This window comes from Pseudoalteromonas sp. (genome assembly GCF_041629635.1).
Classification (GTDB): domain Bacteria; phylum Pseudomonadota; class Gammaproteobacteria; order Enterobacterales; family Alteromonadaceae; genus Pseudoalteromonas.
The window spans coordinates 1-20208 of record NZ_JBFKMX010000065.1 but is presented as its reverse complement, the minus strand read 5'-3'; the positions used below and the strand labels follow the sequence as shown (position 1 = coordinate 20208).

General features: G+C 40.9%; 16 protein-coding genes. 13 read left to right on the top strand and 3 right to left on the bottom strand.

Going from position 1 to position 20208, the window contains the following annotated elements; genetic code table 11:
- Window positions 1-145: 145 nt before the first annotated feature.
- Window positions 146-736, top strand: a complete 591-nt coding sequence (gene plsY / locus ABYD77_RS10750; protein WP_372769711.1) for a glycerol-3-phosphate 1-O-acyltransferase PlsY — start codon at window positions 146-148, stop codon at window positions 734-736.
- 28 nt (window positions 737-764) lie between these two features.
- On the opposite strand, the gene tsaD is transcribed toward plsY, so the two are convergent.
- Window positions 765-1793 carry a tRNA (adenosine(37)-N6)-threonylcarbamoyltransferase complex transferase subunit TsaD gene (gene tsaD, locus ABYD77_RS10745; protein WP_372769709.1) on the bottom strand — a complete coding sequence of 343 codons (1029 nt, stop codon included), beginning with the start codon at window positions 1791-1793 and terminating at the stop codon, window positions 765-767.
- A gap of 257 nt (window positions 1794-2050) precedes the next feature.
- On the opposite strand from tsaD, the gene rpsU reads away from it, so the two are divergent.
- From rpsU to ABYD77_RS10685, 12 genes are all read left to right on the top strand, one after another.
- Window positions 2051-2266, top strand: a complete 216-nt coding sequence (gene rpsU / locus ABYD77_RS10740; protein WP_010362466.1) for a 30S ribosomal protein S21 — start codon at window positions 2051-2053, stop codon at window positions 2264-2266.
- A gap of 19 nt (window positions 2267-2285) precedes the next feature.
- Window positions 2286-2732, top strand: coding sequence for a GatB/YqeY domain-containing protein (locus ABYD77_RS10735; protein ID WP_372769705.1), 447 nt, complete (start codon window positions 2286-2288; stop codon window positions 2730-2732).
- Between the two features lie 178 nt (window positions 2733-2910).
- Complete coding sequence (gene dnaG / locus ABYD77_RS10730) at window positions 2911-4656, top strand: DNA primase (protein ID WP_372769703.1); 1746 nt, start codon at window positions 2911-2913, stop codon at window positions 4654-4656.
- Window positions 4657-4768: 112 nt separating this feature from the next.
- Window positions 4769-6613, top strand: coding sequence for an RNA polymerase sigma factor RpoD (gene rpoD / locus ABYD77_RS10725; RefSeq protein ID WP_372769713.1), 1845 nt, complete (start codon window positions 4769-4771; stop codon window positions 6611-6613).
- Between the two features lie 59 nt (window positions 6614-6672).
- Window positions 6673-7551 (top strand): 50S ribosomal protein L11 methyltransferase, encoded by an 879-nt coding sequence (gene prmA / locus ABYD77_RS10720; protein ID WP_372769701.1) that lies wholly within the window; start codon window positions 6673-6675, stop codon window positions 7549-7551.
- 227 nt (window positions 7552-7778) lie between these two features.
- Window positions 7779-8750: a tRNA dihydrouridine synthase DusB gene (gene dusB / locus ABYD77_RS10715; RefSeq protein ID WP_372769699.1), complete on the top strand. Its 972-nt coding sequence runs from the start codon at window positions 7779-7781 to the stop codon at window positions 8748-8750.
- 18 nt (window positions 8751-8768) lie between these two features.
- Entirely contained in the window at window positions 8769-9059 is a 291-nt protein-coding gene (gene fis, locus ABYD77_RS10710; protein WP_010561030.1) for a DNA-binding transcriptional regulator Fis, read from the top strand.
- A gap of 247 nt (window positions 9060-9306) precedes the next feature.
- Complete coding sequence (gene purH, locus ABYD77_RS10705; RefSeq protein ID WP_372769697.1) at window positions 9307-10899, top strand: bifunctional phosphoribosylaminoimidazolecarboxamide formyltransferase/IMP cyclohydrolase; 1593 nt, start codon at window positions 9307-9309, stop codon at window positions 10897-10899.
- A gap of 100 nt (window positions 10900-10999) precedes the next feature.
- Complete coding sequence (locus ABYD77_RS10700; RefSeq protein ID WP_372769695.1) at window positions 11000-11818, top strand: class I SAM-dependent methyltransferase; 819 nt, start codon at window positions 11000-11002, stop codon at window positions 11816-11818.
- 14 nt (window positions 11819-11832) lie between these two features.
- On the top strand, window positions 11833-13122 hold the full coding sequence (gene purD / locus ABYD77_RS10695; protein WP_372769693.1) for a phosphoribosylamine--glycine ligase: 1290 nt from the start codon (window positions 11833-11835) through the stop codon (window positions 13120-13122).
- 160 nt (window positions 13123-13282) lie between these two features.
- Window positions 13283-15814, top strand: a complete 2532-nt coding sequence (locus tag ABYD77_RS10690) for an EAL domain-containing protein (RefSeq protein WP_372769691.1) — start codon at window positions 13283-13285, stop codon at window positions 15812-15814.
- Between the two features lie 34 nt (window positions 15815-15848).
- Window positions 15849-16676 (top strand): DUF2797 domain-containing protein, encoded by an 828-nt coding sequence (locus tag ABYD77_RS10685; RefSeq protein ID WP_372769689.1) that lies wholly within the window; start codon window positions 15849-15851, stop codon window positions 16674-16676.
- Here ABYD77_RS10685 and ABYD77_RS10680 read toward each other — a convergent pair.
- A complete protein-coding gene (locus tag ABYD77_RS10680; protein WP_372769687.1) occupies window positions 16663-19209 on the bottom strand; it encodes an EAL domain-containing protein in 2547 nt (848 codons plus the stop codon). The genes ABYD77_RS10685 and ABYD77_RS10680 overlap by 14 nt on opposite strands.
- Before the next feature lie 132 nt (window positions 19210-19341).
- Window positions 19342-20208 (bottom strand): histone deacetylase family protein (locus ABYD77_RS10675; RefSeq protein WP_372769685.1); only part of this gene is annotated, 867 nt, incomplete at its 5' end.

Here is a 20208-nt window from a genome sequence, read left to right as displayed (position 1 = left end):
TTGTCTTGCACCCGTATTCACCCCAATTATACTGTGGTCGGATACCAATTAGAGAAAAAAATAGGTACTCTTATGGGTAAATCCGCTGAAAAGAATTAGCGGCAGATAATAGCCTATATTTGCTAAAGAAAAAATAAGGAACACTGTGTTAGCAAGCTTAATGATTGTCTTTGCCTATCTGTTTGGCTCCATTTCTTCAGCAGTGCTCATTTGTAAGCTGTTTCGCTTACCTGATCCCAGAACAACGGGTTCAAACAACCCAGGTGCAACCAATGTTTATCGTATTGGCGGTAAACTGCCTGCCAGCTTAGTATTAGTGTTTGACGTATTGAAAGGCACCATTCCAGTTTATGGCGCTTATTTCTTAAAAATTGAACCTCTTTATCTTGGTTTTATTGCAATCGCAGCCTGTCTCGGTCACATATACCCCATCTTTTTTGGTTTTAAAGGCGGTAAAGCTGTTGCTACCGCTTTTGGAAGTTTATTACCGCTAGGTTTCACATTAGCAGGCTTGCTCATTTTAACTTGGGTAGGATTAATTTGGTTAACGGGCTACTCTTCACTAGCAGCCATTATTACGGTCAGTCTTGCACCATTATTTACGTGGTTTATAAAACCTTTATATGTGTTGCCTGTAACTATGCTTGCGGCACTTATTGTATTTCGCCACCGCGCAAATATTATTCGCTTATTACAAGGTAAAGAGCCAAAAGTAACACAAAAAAAAGCCGAATAATTTCGGCTTTTCTATTTTAACTAATCAGTTAAATCGCTTCTAACTCATCAAGTGGCCAACGCGGTTTGGCGCGCATATCAAGTGGTGCGTATTGCTTTGCTTTCAAGCGCTGCATTCCCGCATAAGCGATCATCGCGCCATTATCGGTACAAAATTCGGTACGCGGATAATAAACACGCCCTTGCATGCCCGTCATCACTTTTTCCAAGGTCTCACGTAAATACACATTTGCACTCACACCACCTGCAATAACCAAACGCTTAATACCATACTCTTTTAGCGCACGCTTACATTTGATAACTAACGTGTCAATTACCGCAGTTTGAAACGCGTGGGCGATATTCGCTTTCACCTGTTCAGATATTTCGCCATTTTCATCTTTTTCACTGTTAATGGTGTTAGCTGCAAATGTCTTTAAACCACTAAAGCTCATATCAAGGCCGGGTCTGTCGGTCATTGGGCGCGGAAAACGATATACTTCTGGTTCACCTTTTTCTGCAAGCTTGGCAAGCAGTGGACCTCCAGGGTAATCAAGCCCTAGTAGTTTAGCTGTTTTATCAAACGCTTCACCTGCTGCATCATCAATGGATTCACCTAAGATAGTGTATTGCCCAATACCCTCTACCTTAACAATCATACTGTGACCACCCGATACAAGTAATGCAATAAATGGGAATTCAGGCACCTCTTCATCAAGCATAGGCGCAAGTAAATGCCCTTCCATATGATGTACTGCGACAGCCGGCACATTCCAACCATAAGCAAGCGAACGACCAATTGACGAACCCACTAATAACGCACCTACTAAACCAGGGCCTGCGGTGTAAGCAACACCATCAAGATCTTCTGGACCACAGCCAGCCTGTTTAAATGCGGCTTCAATTAAAGGAATTGTTTTACGTACATGGTCACGTGAAGCAAGCTCTGGCACAACACCACCGTAATCAGCATGAACTTTCACTTGAGAATATAACTGATGAGCTAATAAGCCTTGTTCATCATCATAAATCGCGATACCCGTCTCATCACAAGACGATTCAATACCCAAAATACGCAAGTTTCTCTCCTAAAATAATAATTAAAGCTCGTTGAATTAAGCTAAGGCATCGATTTTACAAGCTTTCAGATTTTTTGTCAGCTTTTTACCATCTTTGGTATAATTATTCTTTACATTGCGTGGTGCTTCAGATTACAATGCCGCACCATTTTTGAACTAGTCGGTTAAATCTTAACCGAGATGAGTGGCACTAGCTAAATGTTTAGCTAATAAAACTCATTTAAGTAGAAACATATTACTAAGTAGGTGATTTTTTAATGCCAGTTATTAAAGTTAGAGAAAACGAGCCGTTTGACGTAGCTCTTCGCCGTTTCAAGCGTTCATGTGAAAAAGCAGGTATCCTTTCAGAAGTTCGTCGTCGCGAGCACTATGAAAAGCCAACAGCTGAGCGCAAGCGCAAAAAAGCAGCTGCGGTAAAGCGTCACATGAAGAAGCTTTCTCGCGAAAACGCTCGTCGCGTAAAACTTTACTAATCTAGATTAGGTCTTGTAAATGAGCCTTTTAGCACAACTTAAAGATGCACAAAAAGATGCAATGCGCGCTAAAGACAAATTACGTCTTGGAGCAATTCGCATGGTTTTGGCAGCTGTTAAGCAAAAAGAAATCGACGAACAAGTTACTTTAGGCGACGCTGAAATTACTTCAGTGCTCGTCAAACTTGTAAAACAGCGTAAAGATTCTGAAACTCAGTATCGTGATGCTGGTCGTGAGGACTTAGCTGAAGTTGAAGCGAACGAAATTAAAGTACTTGAAGCGTTTTTACCAAAACCGCTTACTGAAGAAGAAATTCTTACTTTAATTGACGAATCTATCGCTGCAAGTGGTGCGTCAGGTATGCAAGATATGGGTAAAGTGATGGGCTTGCTTAAAGCTAAAGCTGAAGGTCGCGCAGATATGGGCAAACTTTCAGGTTTAATTAAGCAAAAATTAAGCGCTTAATCCAGAGTTTTAAAGGCTGACTTTCTCAAGTCAATAACTGCTGGCCTTAACAGCTTTAGAAACCGAGCTTTTGCTCGGTTTCTTCATTTCTAGGCTATGATAACGTCTAGCTTAAGCATGCTTTTTTGGGTATGCTACATCACTACCCCACACCACTAGAAACAATTAAAAACTGACCATGGCCGGAAAAATCCCACGCAGCTTTATTGATGACCTATTAGCCAGAACCGATATTGTTGATCTTATCGACGGTAAAGTAGGCTTAAAAAAAGCAGGCAAGGATTATCAGGCATGTTGTCCATTCCATAACGAAAAATCACCGTCTTTTACGGTATCGCAAGATAAACAGTTTTATCATTGTTTTGGATGTGGTGTGCATGGCAACGCTATTTCATTTATGATGGAATACGAAAAACTCGAGTTTGTTGATGCCATAGAAGAACTCGCTGCAATGCTTAACCTTGATGTGCCAAGAGAAAACGCTTCAAATCAAGGCCCTCAGGTCAGCACCGAGCAAAAACGTTCGGATTATGAACTCATGATGCATGTTGCTAAGTTTTACCAACATCAGCTAAAGCACCATGCTAATTCATCCCAAGTTATCGAATACTTAAAAGGTCGTGGCCTGTCTGGCGAAACCGCTAAGCAATTTATGATTGGTTACGCACCAAGTGAATGGGATGCGGTTTGTAATACATTTGCTAAAAATCAAGACAGTAAAAAGCAGTTATTAGAACTTAAACTTGCCAGCGAAAAATCAGCAGGGCGCCAGTTTGATTTCTTCCGCGACCGCTTGATGTTCCCTATTCGTGATAAACGTGGCCGTGTCATCGCCTTTGGTGGTCGCGTAATGAATAGTGACGACAATGGTCCTAAATATTTAAATTCACCTGAAACGCGTATTTTTCACAAAGGCTTTGAACTCTATGGCCTGTATGAAGCAAAACAAGCAAACAAAAAGCTTGAACAAATTTTAGTAGTTGAAGGTTATATGGATGTCGTCGCGCTTGCCGAAAAAGGCATTAATTACGCCGTCGCGGCGCTTGGTACAGCAACCACACCTGAACATATTCATACCTTATTTAGAACGACTGACCGCATAATTTGCTGCTACGATGGTGACCGTGCAGGTCGCGATGCCGCTTGGCGCGCGCTTGAAAATGCACTGCCTTATTTAAATCACGGCAAAGCATTAGAGTTTGTGTTTTTACCCGATGGTGAAGACCCTGATTCACTTGTGCAAAAAGAAGGTAAAGAAGCTTTTGAACTGCGCTATGATAATGCAACTGATTTTTCGGCTTACTTATTTGATCGCCTCGCGCAAGAAATTAATCTGACTACAGATGCTGGCAAATCAAAATTATTACAACAAGCGCTACCTTTAATTGAAAAAGTGCCGAGTGATTTTTATCAAGAAAACTTACTCGAAAAATTAGCGCGCTTAATTGGCCGTACGCGTGCTCAGCTACAAAAGAAAATAAACACTCCTAAGCAGCAACAAGGCCTTGCCAAAAAATTTAAAATAACGCCAATGCGTCGCGCCATTGGCTTGCTATTACAACATCCTGAACTGGCAAGCGAAGTCCCTTTTCAACCTGAGCTTGCGCAAATGGAAGTACCAGGAATTAAGCTGTTTATTCAATTACAGCAAAGTGCCCTAAATAAACAAATCACGACTGCACAACTACTTGAACAGTTTAGAGAAAGCCCTGAATATGCGCCATTAGCAAAACTTGCATCTTGGCAGCACCAAGTCAATCAAGACTCGTTAGTCAGTGAATTTCAAAGCACCTTTAATTTTATTGAAGATCAGTGTTTAAATTTGCGCCTTGAATCCCTATTAATAAAAGAGAAAACGCAAGGGTTAAGTAAAGCCGAAAAACAGGAATATTCGCTGCTTACACTTGCATTAAAAGGCAGATAACAACTAGCCAGATTCAACCTTTAGTGTTATAATCGCCTATTCACTGCGTCTTGTATCGAGTTGTTTAAGGCGCCCGTTGTATCAACTTATCAAAGTGGAAGAGATTACCTCTATGGAGCAAACTCCTCAGTCACAGCTAAAACTCCTCATTCAAAAAGGTAAAGAGCAAGGTTACCTTACATTTGCCGAAGTTAACGACCACCTTCCACAAGACATCATAGATTCGGAACAAGTTGAAGACATCATCGGCATGATCAACGACATGGGTATTCAGGTAGTAGAAAATGCACCTGATGCCGATGAGCTTATGATGCAAGAGACCACAACCGATGAAGATGCTGCAGAAGCAGCCGCGGCAGCCCTTGCTACGGTAGAAAAAGAAATCGGTCGTACTACTGACCCGGTACGTATGTATATGCGTGAAATGGGTACTGTTGAACTACTTACACGTGAAGGCGAAATCGACATCGCTAAACGTATTGAAGACGGTATCAATCAGGTACAAGTATCGGTTGCTGAATACCCAGAAGCAATTAACCACTTACTTGAGCAGTGGGATAGTTACCTTGCTGAAGATGTTCGCCTAAGCGATATTATCAGCGGTTTCTACGATCCAGATGCAGATGACTCAATGATCTCTGCAACGCACATTGGTTCAGAGCTATCAGAAGAAGAACTAGATGATGAAGATTCAGATCTAGAAGAAGACGATGAAGATAGCGAAGACGAAGGCGATACTGGTCCAGATCCAGAAGAAGCGCGCGAAAACTTTGAAAAACTTCGCGACCTTTACAACAAAGCACGCACTATTTTTGAAGAAAAAGGCCGTTCGCACCCAGATGCAGTAGCGATTATTACTGAAATCGGTGAGCACTTCCGTACCTTTAAATTAATGCCTAAGCAATTTGATCGCATGGTTAAAAACATGCGCGATATGATGGACCGTATTCGTGTTCAAGAACGTATCGTTATGAAGCAAGTAGTTCAAATTGCAAAAATGCCTAAGAAAACATTTGTTAAAAACTTTGCTAACAATGAAACAGATTTAGCATGGTTAGACAAAGAAATTGCTGCAGGCGAGCTTTACTCAAATAAACTTGCAGAAGTTAAACCTGAAGTTGAACGTTGTATCAACAAGCTTCGTCTTATGGAAGAAAGCACAGGTCTTAACCTAGAACGCATTAAAGATATCAACCGTCGTATGTCAATCGGTGAAGCGAAAGCACGCCGTGCGAAAAAAGAAATGGTTGAAGCAAACTTACGTCTTGTAATTTCAATTGCGAAAAAGTACACCAACCGTGGTTTACAGTTCTTGGATTTAATCCAAGAAGGTAACATTGGTCTTATGAAAGCAGTTGATAAGTTTGAATACCGCCGTGGTTATAAGTTCTCAACTTATGCTACATGGTGGATCCGTCAGGCAATTACACGTTCAATTGCTGACCAAGCACGTACTATCCGTATTCCAGTACACATGATTGAAACGATTAACAAACTAAATCGTATTTCACGTCAAATGTTACAAGAAATGGGTCGTGAGCCTTCACCAGAAGAACTCGCAGAGCGCATGGTAATGCCGGAAGATAAAATCCGTAAAGTACTGAAAATTGCAAAAGAGCCAATTTCAATGGAGACACCAATCGGTGACGATGAAGATTCGCACTTAGGTGATTTCATTGAGGATAGCACCATTGAATCGCCGGTTGATTCGGCAACAATGGAAAGCCTCAAGAATGCAACGCACGATGTACTTGCAGGTCTTACAGCGCGTGAAGCAAAAGTACTTCGTATGCGTTTCGGTATCGACATGAATACTGACCACACATTAGAAGAAGTAGGTAAGCAGTTTGATGTAACGCGTGAACGTATTCGTCAAATCGAAGCGAAAGCACTTCGCAAGCTTCGCCACCCTTCACGTTCAGACTTACTGAAAAGCTTCTTAGACTTCAAAGGCTAAGTAAACAGTTAAACTAAAAGGCCGCACATTGCGGCCTTTTTTCTTACAGGAAAAAGATTATGGCGTGGATCCAAATTCGCATAAATGCCACCAAAGAAACAGCTGAAGTTATTAGCGATGAACTAATGGAGCTTGGCTGCCCTTCAGTTACCTTTGTTGATGCTAAAGATACTCCAATTTATGAGCCAAAACTTGGCGAAGTCACTCTGTGGACAGATACCACGGTAATCGGTTTATTTGATGCCAGTGTCGATATGCAAGCAATTACTGATCAACTTGCAACGCTGCCAGTATTACAAGAAAACTTTGTCTATAAAGTAGAACAACTGGAAGATAAAGACTGGGAACGCGAATGGATGGATAATTTCCACCCTATTCAGTTTGGTGAAAGACTTTGGATTTGCCCGAGCTGGCGAGATGTGCCCGATCCATCAGCGGTCAACGTATTACTAGATCCTGGCCTTGCTTTTGGTACCGGCACACACAATACAACTGCACTTTGTTTACGCTGGTTAGACAGCTTAGATTTAACAGGTAAAACAGTTGTCGATTTTGGCTGTGGTTCAGGCATTTTAGGTATTGCTGCACTTAAATTAGGTGCAAAACGCGTAATTGGCATCGATATCGACCCTCAAGCGCTAGCTGCTAGCCGTGATAATGCTGAGCGAAATGGTGTTGCAGATTTACTTGAAGTTTACTTACCTGAAGATCAACCTGAATTTGAAGCAGATGTATTAGTGGCCAACATTCTTGCACAACCACTCAGAGAGTTGCATCAAGTTATCTTAGGATTACTAAAATCAGGTGGCCAGTTTGCATTATCCGGTATTCTCGAAGAACAAGTGGGTTCTGTTGAAGATATTTACCGCCAATATGCAAGCCTCGAAACAAGCCAACAAGATGGTGAATGGATGCGCGTAGCAGGTCAAAAGAACTAACCATCATTTTGCCGAGTCCCTTTAAAATCCTTAGCTCAAGGCTTATTGAGTTAAGGATTTGTTACTTTTGCTAACAAAAATCTTCCTTTTTTTCTGCTCGATAGCTCGTTACAAAAAGTCAATATCAAAAGTTTAAAAAAAAACCACTTTTGTATAAATAATAGGCTTTGATTTTTGCAAAAAAAACCGTAAACTTAGCGCCCCTTGATTGGTGACCCAGATTTATTGTGCAGATAGGCCCTTATCAGTTAGAAAATAACTTAATGGTTGCTCCTATGGCAGGAGTAACAGATAGACCGTTTAGACAGCTATGCCGTCAACTCGGTGCAGGCCTTGCTGTATCTGAAATGTTGTCATCCAATCCTAAGGTTTGGAAAACCGAAAAGTCAATGTCTCGTATGGATCATTCCGGCGAGTCTGGTATTCGCAGTGTGCAAATTGCTGGTGCTGACCCACAACTGATGGCGGAAGCAGCCCAATTTAATGTCAAAAATGGCGCACAAATTGTGGATATCAATATGGGTTGTCCAGCAAAAAAAGTGAATAAAAAGCTCGCAGGCTCTGCCCTTTTGCAGTACCCCGAACTCGTTACTGATATCGTCAAAGCCGTAGTTAATGCGGTTGATGTACCAGTCACGTTAAAAATCCGTACAGGATGGGATACTGATAACCGAAATGGTGTAGAGATTGCGCGCATCGCTGAACAAAATGGTATTCAGTCGCTAGCGGTTCATGGCCGTACGCGCTCTTGTATGTACAAGGGTGAAGCTGAGTACCAAACAATTAAGGACATTAAAAGTTCAGTCTCCATTCCTGTGGTAGCTAACGGTGATATTACATCACCGCAAAAAGCGAAACAGGTGTTGGAATATACGGGCGCAGATGCTTTGATGATAGGCCGTGCAGCACAAGGTCGCCCTTGGATTTTTAGGGAGATAAACCATTATCTCACCACCGGAGAGTTACTACCCGAGCCAGCAATGGACGAGGTACAAAGTATTCTAATGGAACACTTGGTAAATCTTCATGCATTTTATGGTGATGTAATGGGTGTGCGAATAGCGCGTAAGCATGTCTCATGGTATTTGCAGGCTCATGACCGTGAAGGTCAATTTAGGCGAGTATTTAATGCTATCGACTCTCAACAAGAGCAAATCGATTCATTAGAAAAGTACTTTGAAACACTAGCAGATAATTAACAAAGAGTAAGAAAGACGATGTTCGAACAAAACGTGACTTCTCCATTTATTACTAACGCACATGTTCAGTCTCAAGAGAAACCACAACCATTACGTGATGCTTGTAAAAAAGCAGTTCACAACTACTTAAAGCAACTTAATGGTCAAGATGTACAAGATGTTTACGAGCTAGTTCTTTCAGAACTTGAAGCGCCGTTACTTGAAGAAGTAATGACATATACTCGCGGTAACCAAACTCGCGCAGCTATCTTATTAGGTATCAACCGCGGTACTCTTCGTAAGAAGCTTAAAAAGTACGGTATGAACTAATACGCACCTTCTGGTGCAATAAAAAGCACCCTTGGTTTCCTCGGGTGCTTTTTTGTTTTTCTAACCCCGAAAAACACACTACTTTATTACAATTCATGTAAAAAGTAGTTAAAGACCAGCGCTACAGGTCTTGTTTATAAATTCGGCAATTGGCCGTCGTGTTATAGACAAAAGTAAGTTAAAATATTCGTTTAAATTAAGTGTTTTCTCGCACTATCAATCAAATTTTGAGGTAATCAAAACTACCATGGATACATTACGTCCAATTCGTCGCGCTTTATTAAGCGTTTCAGACAAAACAGGTATTGTAGAATTTGCTCGCGCGCTTTCAGAGAAAGGCGTTGAACTTCTTTCAACTGGCGGTACATGTAAGCTTTTAGCTGACAACGGCATCGCAGTAACAGAAGTATCAGACCACACAGGTCACCCTGAGATCATGGATGGTCGTGTTAAAACATTACACCCAAAAATCCACGGCGGTATTTTAGCCCGTCGCGGTACTGACGAAGGTGTAATGGAAGCAAACAATATTTCTGCAATCGACATGGTGGTAGTTAACCTTTACCCATTTGCACAAACTGTTGCAAAAGAAGGTTGTTCACTTGAAGATGCTATTGAAAACATCGATATTGGTGGCCCTACAATGGTGCGTGCTGCCGCTAAAAACAACAAAGACGTTACCATTATTGTCAACGCAGGCGACTACGATCGCGTTATCGCTGAAATGAATGCAAACAATGGCGCAACAACGTATGAAACACGTTTTGACTTAGCAATTGCTGCATTTGAGCATACTGCACAATACGATGGCATGATCGCTAACTATTTTGGTACACAAGTACCGGATTACAGCGAAAATGCAGCGGAGACTGAAGAGTCTAAATTCCCGCGTACAATTAATTTCCAATTCACTAAAAAGCAAGATATGCGCTACGGTGAAAACTCACACCAAGACGCAGCGTTCTATGTTGAAAACAACATTGAAGAAGCATCTGTTGCCACTGCAAAACAGTTACAAGGTAAAGCCCTTTCGTACAATAACATTGCAGATACAGACGCAGCGCTTGAATGTGTTAAAGAATTTGACGCACCTGCATGTGTAATCGTTAAACACGCAAACCCGTGTGGCGTATCAATTGGCGACAACATTCTTGACGCTTACGACCGCGCATTCAAAACTGACCCAACGTCAGCATTTGGTGGCATCATTGCATTTAATCGCGAACTAGATGCAGACACAGCTGAAGCTATTGTTTCACGTCAGTTTGTTGAAGTTATCATTGCACCAAGCGTTTCTGACGCAGCGGCACAAATTGTTGCAGCAAAACAAAATGTACGTTTACTTGAGTGTGGTCAGTGGGCAAACAAAACAACAGGTGTTGATATTAAGCGTGTTAACGGCGGTATCTTAGTACAAGATCGCGACCAGGGCATGGTTGATATGGGCGACCTACGCGTTGTTTCTAAGAAACAACCAACTGAGCAAGAATTAAAAGACTTAATGTTCTGCTGGAAAGTGGCTAAGTTTGTTAAATCAAATGCGATTGTATACGCAAAAGATGGTATGACAATCGGTGTGGGTGCAGGTCAAATGAGCCGTGTTTACTCTGCAAAAATTGCAGGTATCAAAGCAGCTGATGAAAACCTAGAAGTAGCAGGTTCAGTAATGGCATCTGACGCTTTCTTCCCATTCCGTGACGGTATCGATGCAGCAGCAGAAGCGGGTATTACTGCAGTAATTCAGCCAGGTGGCTCAATGCGCGATGAAGAAGTTATCGCTGCAGCAGATGAGCACGGCATGGCGATGGTATTTACTGGTATGCGTCATTTCCGCCATTAATATTTGCTTGCAAACTTGTTAGTGCGAGCACTTTGTTTGCTCGCACTAAGCTGTTAATTTTGCTATATGTTGCTTAATAAAAATAAAAACTAGGAAGAAAATGAAACTCACAGTAAAAGCCTTAGTAACTGCCCTGTCGCTTACTTTAGCTGGATGTGCATCGACAGATATCGATACATTACTTACCAAAACTGCGACTGCTGATAACCGTTCAAGCGAAAACAAAGCGCGAGATACATACCGTCATCCAAAAGAAACACTGGCATTTTTTGGTCTTCAGCCAAATATGACCGTGGTGGAAATTTGGCCAGGCGGCGGTTGGTATACTGAAATCCTTGCGCCTGTTTTACAAAAAGATGGTCAATATTTTGCAGCTCATTTTCCTTCCGATTCAGAAGTTAAATACTACCAACGTTCTCTAAACCAATTTCAAGATAAATTGGCAAGCGATAGCTTATATGAAAACGTGACCCTTTCTGAGTTTTACCCAGGCACACACCATAATATCGCGCCAGCAGGCAGCGCTGACATGGTATTAACGTTCCGTAATTTACATAACTGGTATATGCAAAAAGATATCGAAGGCATCAATGAAGCCTTTAAAGCATTTTTTACTGCACTTAAGCCAGGTGGTGTTTTAGGTCTAGTAGATCACCGTCTACCAGAAAACCGCGATAGCGCTAAAGCCAAGCGCTCGGGTTATGTAAAGCAGAGCTGGGTTATTGAACACGCTGAAAAAGCTGGATTTATTTTAGAAGCCGTGAGCGAAGTTAACGCCAATCCCTTAGACACAGCCGATCATGAAAAAGGTGTATGGACCTTGCCTCCGCGTTTAGCGTTAGGTAATAAAGACATCGCCAAATACCAAGCAATTGGAGAAAGTGATCGTATGACATTAAAGTTTAGAAAACCTGAATAGGTAAAGGAATTCCAATGAATGTATTAGTAATTGGTAGTGGTGGTCGCGAGCACGCACTTGCGTTTAAAGCGGCACAATCAGCAAAAGTTGAAAAAGTATTTGTTGCACCTGGTAATGCAGGTACAGCGCTTGAGCCAAAGCTTGAAAACGTAGCAATTGGTGTAGAAGACCTTGATGCACTTGTTGCTTTTGCAAAAGAAAATAACGTTGAACTTACCATTGTTGGCCCAGAGGCTCCGCTGGTAATTGGTGTAGTTGATAAATTCCGTGAAGAAGGTCTTGCGATTTTTGGACCAACGGCGGCTGCGGCACAGCTTGAGGGTTCAAAATCTTTCACTAAAGATTTCTTAGCACGTCATAAAATCCCAACAGCGGATTATCAAACGTTTGAGCAAATCGACCCTGCACTTGCATACCTTAAAGAAAAAGGCGCGCCAATTGTTGTTAAAGCCGACGGCTTAGCAGCTGGTAAAGGTGTAATCGTTGCTATGACTGAGCAAGAAGCTGAGGATGCAATTTGCGATATGCTTGCTGGCAATGCGTTTGGCGACGCGGGTAGCCGCGTTGTTATTGAAGAGTTTCTTGAAGGTGAAGAAGCATCATTTATCGTTATGGTTGATGGTGAAAACGTACTTCCGTTTGCCACCTCTCAAGATCACAAACGCGCTTATAACGAAGACAAAGGCCCTAACACAGGTGGAATGGGTGCATACTCACCTGCACCAGTCGTTACAGCTGAAATCCACCAGCGAATTATGGATGAAGTAATCTACCCTACAGTGAAAGGTATGAGTGATGAAGGTCATCCTTACACAGGTTTCTTATACGCAGGTTTAATGATTACTGCTGATGGCACTCCTAAAGTAATTGAATATAACTGCCGTTTCGGTGATCCTGAAACACAGCCTATTATGCTACGTTTACAATCAGACCTAGTTGAATTGATTGAAGCTGCTAACCGTGTTGAGCTTGATAAAACTGATATTCAGTTTGATTCACGCGCAGCTGTAGGTGTCGTGCTAGCAGCTGCTGGTTACCCGGGCTCTTACCCTAAAGGTGATACAATATCGGGGTTACGTGTTGATTATGCTGAAGGCACAAAAATATTCCACGCGGGTACCAAGCAAGATGGCAACAATGTCGTTACTGCAGGTGGTCGCGTATTATGTGCAACAGCACTTGGTAACACAGTCACTGAAGCGCAGCAAAATGCCTATAAACTAGTTGATGAGATCAATTGGGATGGCGTTGAGTTCCGCACTGATATTGCTTACCGTGCAATTGCTCGCGAAAATAATAGTTAATAGTTTTTTAATAACCGCATAAAAAATCAACCTACATTACGTAGGTTGATTTGTTTTTGTGCAAATGGGATATAAGACCAACGCTAAAATAGAACTTGAGGCTACCTATTTCAGCTAATTTAATCTAATCTCTATAAGCTGTTAAACATCAAGGGTGCTCATGAACCAGTTAAAGTCTGTCTATTTATTTATAGCAATCATGCTATTTTCGGCTTTATCACTGGTGATTGCATCGTTGGTTTTTAATATTGGTGATCCAACCACAAACTCTATCGAGCGTACCCATGCAATTTACTTAAAATCATCTTATTGGGTCGACGAACAGAGCAGTGCCAATTTAGCTGATGCACTAAACCAAACATTTCAAAACACCGAGATTTCCGATGTGCCATGGCAATTTGGCACACAAACCTATTGGCTTAAAGTAAGCGTTACCAATCGTACTGAATATGCAGAGCAACTCACAGCTCACTTTGATAACCCAATGCTCGATCAGCTCGAAATTTGGCAGTTAGACACTAACAATAACATTGTAAAACACAAATTATTGGGTGATAGATTACCTAGCCTAATACTGCATGAACAAGCTTTTCCACATTTCAATTTTACGCTCAATGCAAAAGAAAGCAGTACCATTGTAACCCGAATTAAAACTAGCGGTATTTCAAAGACACCTTTAACCATTTATCAAGTTGATAACTTTAATAGCGTAAAAAAGTTTAGCTACCTAATTTGGGGGTTATTTATTGGTGTAACCGTAATGATTGCGCTCTACAACTTAATATTGTTTGTTAGCATTCGAGAAACCGTTTATCTGGCCTATATTGGCTATATATTATCTACTTTAATGATGATGGGATGTGTTCTTGGCTTTGGCTATTATATCTGGCCAACGCCAATACAAAACTGGTTGCAAGTGTATGTGGTTTCAACCAACTTTAGTGTCACAATTTGTGCACTGATTTTTGGGTCTTTGTTTTTACGCTATGCCACAATAAAAACCAAATTAAATACGTTGATTAATGGCACTTTAGCCATTTTATTAATAGGTGGTGTTAGCAGCTTTTTCCTACCAGAGTACTACGCAGCGCCCGTCTTTTTTGTCTGCATGGTACCGCTCTACATTACAATTATACTTATCGTCTTTAACCGCTTACTTACGGATTTTGTTTGGGCAAAATACTACTTTTTTTCTTGGTTACCACTGATCGTAAGTGGTGCAATACAGCCTTTGGTATTAGTTGGTGTACTAGAGCATACCTTCTTGACTCGTCATGCTTTTTTAATCGGTGTGCTATTAGAGGTACTTTTGATGGCGATGGCTTTAGCCGATAAATTTTCGCATCAGCAACGTGAGAGCTACTTTAAAGCCACCCATGATTCCAGCTCACAGTTGCCAAATGAAACCCTATACAAGTATAAAATTACACAATTAATCGAACAGCAACAGAACTTTATTACCTGCTTTATTGAACTGAAGAATTTTGGTCAGTTTATCCCTTACATGGCACCAAAAGCAAAACAGGATTTGGTCAATCAAGTTTATACATCGTTAAAGCCGCTGCTCATTAATCAATCGAATATTATTGTTATTGAAGAGCTGGGACTTAATACAGTAAAACTCGCTTACCTGCGCGATGGCGTTTTTGCATTGTTACTTAAACATGGTACAAACCGCGAATCACTCAATAAGCTATTGCATAACCTGCAATCCCATATTCCCACTTCGTTATTAATTGATGGTATTTTACTTAACTTATCAAGTCATATTGCTGCTTGCTCAAGCATTTACAGCAATCAACGTAGTGGTCTGTTACTTCGAAAAACTTGGCAAACGCTATTTAAAGCAAAACAAGAGGGCATTGCATTATTACATTATAAAAAAGAAAGTACTAACGATATTGGGCAGCAGTTTAACCTTGCCTCTGAGTTACACAGTGCTATCGAAGGTAAGCAACTAGCATTAAAGTTTACACCGATTTATCACGTTAATAATAAAAAACTCACTGCGCTTTCATGCCAGCTTTCTTGGCCACATTCTGAGTTTGGTGAAATTAGCCAACAAGAAATCCTAAAACTTGCGATAGATACAGGACTCAATGTACAACTAAATCGCTGGCTATTTACAGAACTGTTTGCTGCAATTACCGCTCTTGAAGAATCAAATATTCATTGTCACTTCTCACTCACACTTTCACTTAATCAATTAAACCACAGTGGTTTTATTGGTTGGTTATCTGAGCAAATAACACATTTCGATACCGATAATATAACGCTTTATACCCAGCATCCGGTATTAGATGAGCAAAGCCAACAACAAGAAACATTGCTAGAGCTGCTCGATCTTGGCTTTAATTTTGGCTTGGATAACTTTCATGGCGATCTCGACCGACTATTTGAAGCGCGTGAATGTGGCTTTAGTGATGTACGTATTGGTCATATATTTACAAAAGCAAATATTCAAGGTCACAAGCTGACTTTACTGTTAAGCGCTATGGTAGATGTAGCCAAAGGGCTCGATTTAAGTGTCACCGCAATTGACGTTGATAATCAAGAATTCGCCGATATAGTCAATCAGTGCCAGTGTGACTTTATGCAAGGGGAGTTACTTGCCCCAACAATGAATTTTAGAATTCTCATTTCATTCTTACTTGCGCAAAAATCTCGCATTGGTAATCTTTCCGAGCTTTGATACGATAACCTTTTTGCTTGATTAGGGGCTTTAAATGCAAGCAACACAACTCACTGGTACTTTGCGTAAAATGCAAGCGAGCCACACTTCGCCTATTAGTTATAAACTACCTGTAGGCGAACATACTGTCGATTTAAATGATTTGATAGGCAAACCACTATCATTCACCTTTAGTGGCAATATTTTCTGTAGTAACTGTGGAAAGAAAACCAAAAAGAGTTATTCACAAGGTCATTGCTTTGTTTGTATGCGAAAGCTCGCCAGTTGCGACATGTGTATTATGAAACCTGAAACCTGTCACTTTGAGCAAGGGACCTGTCGCGAGCCACAGTGGGGCGAAGAAAATTGCATGATCCCACACTATGTGTATCTAGCAAATACAACTGCCATTAAAGTCGGTATTACGCGCCATACACAAATCCCTACGCGCTGGATTGATCAAGGTGCAACACAAGCATTACCGATTTTTAAAGTGGCCACACGCCATCAATCTGGCCTTTTAGAAATCGCGCTTGCTGAGTTTATTGCTGATAAAACAAATTGGCGTAATATGCTAAAAGGCAATGGCGAATCTATCGATTTAAAACGCCAGGGTGCGGAGCTTATTGAGCAAATTCGTCCGAAATTAACCGAGCTCAGTGAGTTATTTGGTGCAACAGCGATTACCGAGTTAAATGAAGAAATAGTAGAGCTTGATTTTCCTATCTCGGAATTCCCGAGCAAAATAAGTTCATTTAACTTTGATAAAGACCCGCAAGTATCAGGTGTTTTACAGGGTATTAAAGGCCAATACCTAATTTTTGATAACGGCGTAATTAATATTCGTAAGTTTACTTCATATGAAGTTACTATGAGTTACTAGGCGCTAAGTCTATTTGCAATTTTGCGGGGCGATGCGCCTCGCAAAAAAGTTCGAACTGCTCTGCGCTAAGTGGTTTGCTAAAGAAATACCCTTGAATTGCTTGACAATCAAGCTCTTGTAGAAATGCCAATTGATGAGCTTGTTCCACACCTTCAGCTACTAAATTTAATTCGAGACTATGTGCCATAGCGACAATGGCCTTCACAATCTGACTATTGCCGTATTCGTCAGGTACTTTGGCAACAAAACTAGCATCAATTTTTAAAGTATCAATCGGTAAACGCGCCAAATAACTTAATGCCGAATAGCCTGTACCAAAATCATCGAGCGATAAACTCACACCTAACTTTTTAAGCGCTTTTAGTACCTTTTTAGCATCTTCTAACGAGCGAATAAAACTACTTTCGGTAATTTCAATTTCTAAATAACGCCCATCTATTTGCCATATATTCAATGCGTTTTTAACTGTTTGTGCCAAATTCCCCTGGGTAAAATGAAGTGCAGAAACATTCGCTGAAATGCGTTTATCAAATATGCCTTTTTTATGCCAAAGTTGAATTTGTTTACATACTGCATTGATCACCCAAATATCAATATCAACTATCAACCCTAATTCTTCTGCTAAAGGAATAAAGTTTGCTGGCGAAATAAAACCAAGCTCACTATCATGCCAACGCAATAATGCTTCTGCACCAACGATTTGATGGGTAAAACTGTCAATTTTTGGCTGGTAATACAAACTAAATTCGTTCTTTTTAAGCGCTTGCTTTAGTTTATTTTCAATCGCCATACGCTCAAGCGAGCGTGCATTCATTGCCGGTTTGTAAAGTTGAAAAGAATTACGCCCTATCTCTTTAGAGCGATACATCGCAATATCAGCATGTTTCAACAGGGTTTCAGCATTTTGACCATCATCAGGGTAAATTGCACCACCAATCGAGGTGGTAATGACAATTTCAGTATTACCAATTTGAATCGGGTCGCGCAGTGCTTCAATGAGGCTTGCGGCACAGCGGTGAATATTTTTAACTTCATCAATTTCAGTCAGTAATAAAGTAAATTCGTCTCCCCCTAAACGCGCAAGCGTATCACCTTCATGCATACAGTTTTGCAATCGTTTGGCAACCTGCTTTAAGAGTTCGTCTCCAGCACTGTGACCAAGGGTGTCATTCACTTGTTTAAAATGGTCTAAATCAAGAAACATCACCGCAATTTTGCTGTTATCACGATGAGCAGTTGCTAAAGCCATTTCCAAACGGTCATTGAATAATCGGCGATTAGGTAAATGTGTTAACTCATCAAAGTAAGCCAAGGTTTTAATGCGTTTTTCATTGCGTTTACGCTCAGTAATATCACTGAAAATCGCTGCATATAGCGCCTCTTCTTCATCGCTTTCACGGATACAAATAATCGTGAGCCATTCAAGGAATATTTCACCATTGCGCTTACGGTTATAAATTTCCCCTTGCCATACACCTTTGTTGCGAAGATGTGCCCACATTTTGTCATAGAAGTGCTTATCATGACGGCCCGAACTCAGCATCGACGGTTTTTGACCAAGCACTTCTTGTTCACCGAACCCCGTAAGCTGTGTAAAAGCAGGGTTTACTTGCAAGATGGTATTTCGAGAATCAGTGATCATAATGCCATCAGGTGAGGCATTAATAATTTGCTCAGCTAAATAAAGATTCTTTTGCGATTTTTTTAGCGCTCTATCACGTTGATACAAGACGGTTTCAAGTTCTTGCATATACGCAGATTCAATTTCACTGAGAATATTACGTAACGCTAACACCCCGAGAATTTCACCATTATCCCCTTCAACGATTAAATGGCGAATCTGTTTTAACTTCAGGATTTGATATGCTTTAAACAAGCTCGTTGTATAGTGCACGGTTAAAAGTGGCCAACTGGCATAGTGCCATGCCGGTTTATCCACTTGTTTTCGACTTAATATGGTCAGTAAATCACGCTCGGTAATAATACCGGTTTGCCCTATTTCTGCGTTATCAATTAAAACACAATTAGAACGGCGTTGACGCATGATTTCACTAATTCTGGCTACCGAAATATCTCCTTGCGTTATTGGTACTTCAGCAACATAACTACTTTCGATAGTTTTAAAATGTAAGTAATGCTCAAGCCCTTGACTGCGAACTACATCACTTAGGCTGATAACACCAACAGGTTCTTCATCTCCCCCTTTTGTGACGAGTAAATGACGAAAACCAGAGTTATGGAATAACACTGTTACTTCAGACAGTTGAGTTGATTGCAAAATGGTTTTTACTGGTGATGTCATGTATTGCTCAACAGACTGAAGAAATACATCAGGATCGGAGAAATCAACCTTGGTGCAATCACCTTCTGTCCATACACCAATAATTCTGCCATCTTGTTTTACAAAAATTGAACTTACATTTTCTTTGCGCATACGACAAGCGCACTCTGATAGCGTTTGTTCTGGCGAACACACTAAAAGATCCGTAGACATAACATCTTCAACACGAAGCTTTTTGCTAGTTTGAGTCATATGAATAACCATTTATTGGACAATCGGGTATCGGGATTTTACTGATCAGGAAAACAGGACATTTGATACAGAACAAGCTATCCCCTAAATAACATGTTAGTTAACAAGCTAACTCTGAGAAAAAATAATAAATTAAAGACCCGTTAACACTTTTAAATGTGTCGCAACAGAGCGGCCCAAAGCGGAATTGTTGTAACCACCTTCCAGCATCGAAATAATGCCTTTACAGTTAACTTGTTTGCATAAAGATACAACTTGTTCCGTAAACCATAAGTAATCACTTTCAACTAACTGTAAACCGCCCATATCGTCTTCATAATGGGCATCAAACCCAGCGCTGATAAAAATTAATTCAGGCTCAAATTGCTTTAATTTAGGAAACCAGGTGTCGAGCAATGCACGTTCAAAATCATCCCCTGCCATGCCAGCAGTCATTGGGGTATTGATAATATGTTCATTGCTATCAATTGCGGTATTTGGATAAAAAGGGTGTTGGAAGATGGAGCAAAACAGCACATCGAGGTCATCAACAAAGATATCTTGAGTACCATTACCGTGATGCACATCAATATCTAGAATTGCAATGCGTTTTACACCTTGCTGCTGTGCATACCGCGCAGCAATTGCAATGTTATTAAAAATACAAAAGCCAGATGAGCTGTCTTTATTCGCATGATGGCCGGGCGGCCTCACTGCACAAAAAGCCGCATCCAATTCACCCGCTAAAATTTTATCAACGGCCAATAAACCTGAGCCGGCAGCTCGTTTTGCGGCAAGCAAACTATCAGGACACAGCCAAGTATCCCCATCAAGGTCACTTAAACCTTGCTCTGGGATTTTGTCTTCGATTGTTTTAACTAAATTCTCTGAATGCGCTAACAGTAACTGTTCTCGCTCAGCAAGCGGGGCATCAAGGTGAGTAAGTGCAATATCTAACCCTGCAGCTAAAATACGGTCGTTAATCGCATCAAGTCGTGAAGGGCACTCAGGATGATCAGG

What these genes read in the sequence shown, in the direction of transcription:
- purD (WP_372769693.1), top strand. Translation starts at nt 11,833, where the DNA reads ATGAATGTATTAGTAATTGGTAGTGGTGGTCGCGAGCACGCACTTGCG.
- ABYD77_RS10685 (WP_372769689.1), top strand. Translation starts at nt 15,849, where the DNA reads ATGCAAGCAACACAACTCACTGGTACTTTGCGTAAAATGCAAGCGAGC.
- ABYD77_RS10690 (WP_372769691.1), top strand. Translation starts at nt 13,283, where the DNA reads ATGAACCAGTTAAAGTCTGTCTATTTATTTATAGCAATCATGCTATTT.
- ABYD77_RS10700 (WP_372769695.1), top strand. Translation starts at nt 11,000, where the DNA reads ATGAAACTCACAGTAAAAGCCTTAGTAACTGCCCTGTCGCTTACTTTA.
- ABYD77_RS10735 (WP_372769705.1), top strand. Translation starts at nt 2,286, where the DNA reads ATGAGCCTTTTAGCACAACTTAAAGATGCACAAAAAGATGCAATGCGC.
- fis (WP_010561030.1), top strand. Translation starts at nt 8,769, where the DNA reads ATGTTCGAACAAAACGTGACTTCTCCATTTATTACTAACGCACATGTT.
- dnaG (WP_372769703.1), top strand. Translation starts at nt 2,911, where the DNA reads ATGGCCGGAAAAATCCCACGCAGCTTTATTGATGACCTATTAGCCAGA.
- rpsU (WP_010362466.1), top strand. Translation starts at nt 2,051, where the DNA reads ATGCCAGTTATTAAAGTTAGAGAAAACGAGCCGTTTGACGTAGCTCTT.
- rpoD (WP_372769713.1), top strand. Translation starts at nt 4,769, where the DNA reads ATGGAGCAAACTCCTCAGTCACAGCTAAAACTCCTCATTCAAAAAGGT.
- purH (WP_372769697.1), top strand. Translation starts at nt 9,307, where the DNA reads ATGGATACATTACGTCCAATTCGTCGCGCTTTATTAAGCGTTTCAGAC.
- ABYD77_RS10680 (WP_372769687.1), bottom strand. Translation starts at nt 19,209, where the DNA reads ATGACTCAAACTAGCAAAAAGCTTCGTGTTGAAGATGTTATGTCTACG.
- prmA (WP_372769701.1), top strand. Translation starts at nt 6,673, where the DNA reads ATGGCGTGGATCCAAATTCGCATAAATGCCACCAAAGAAACAGCTGAA.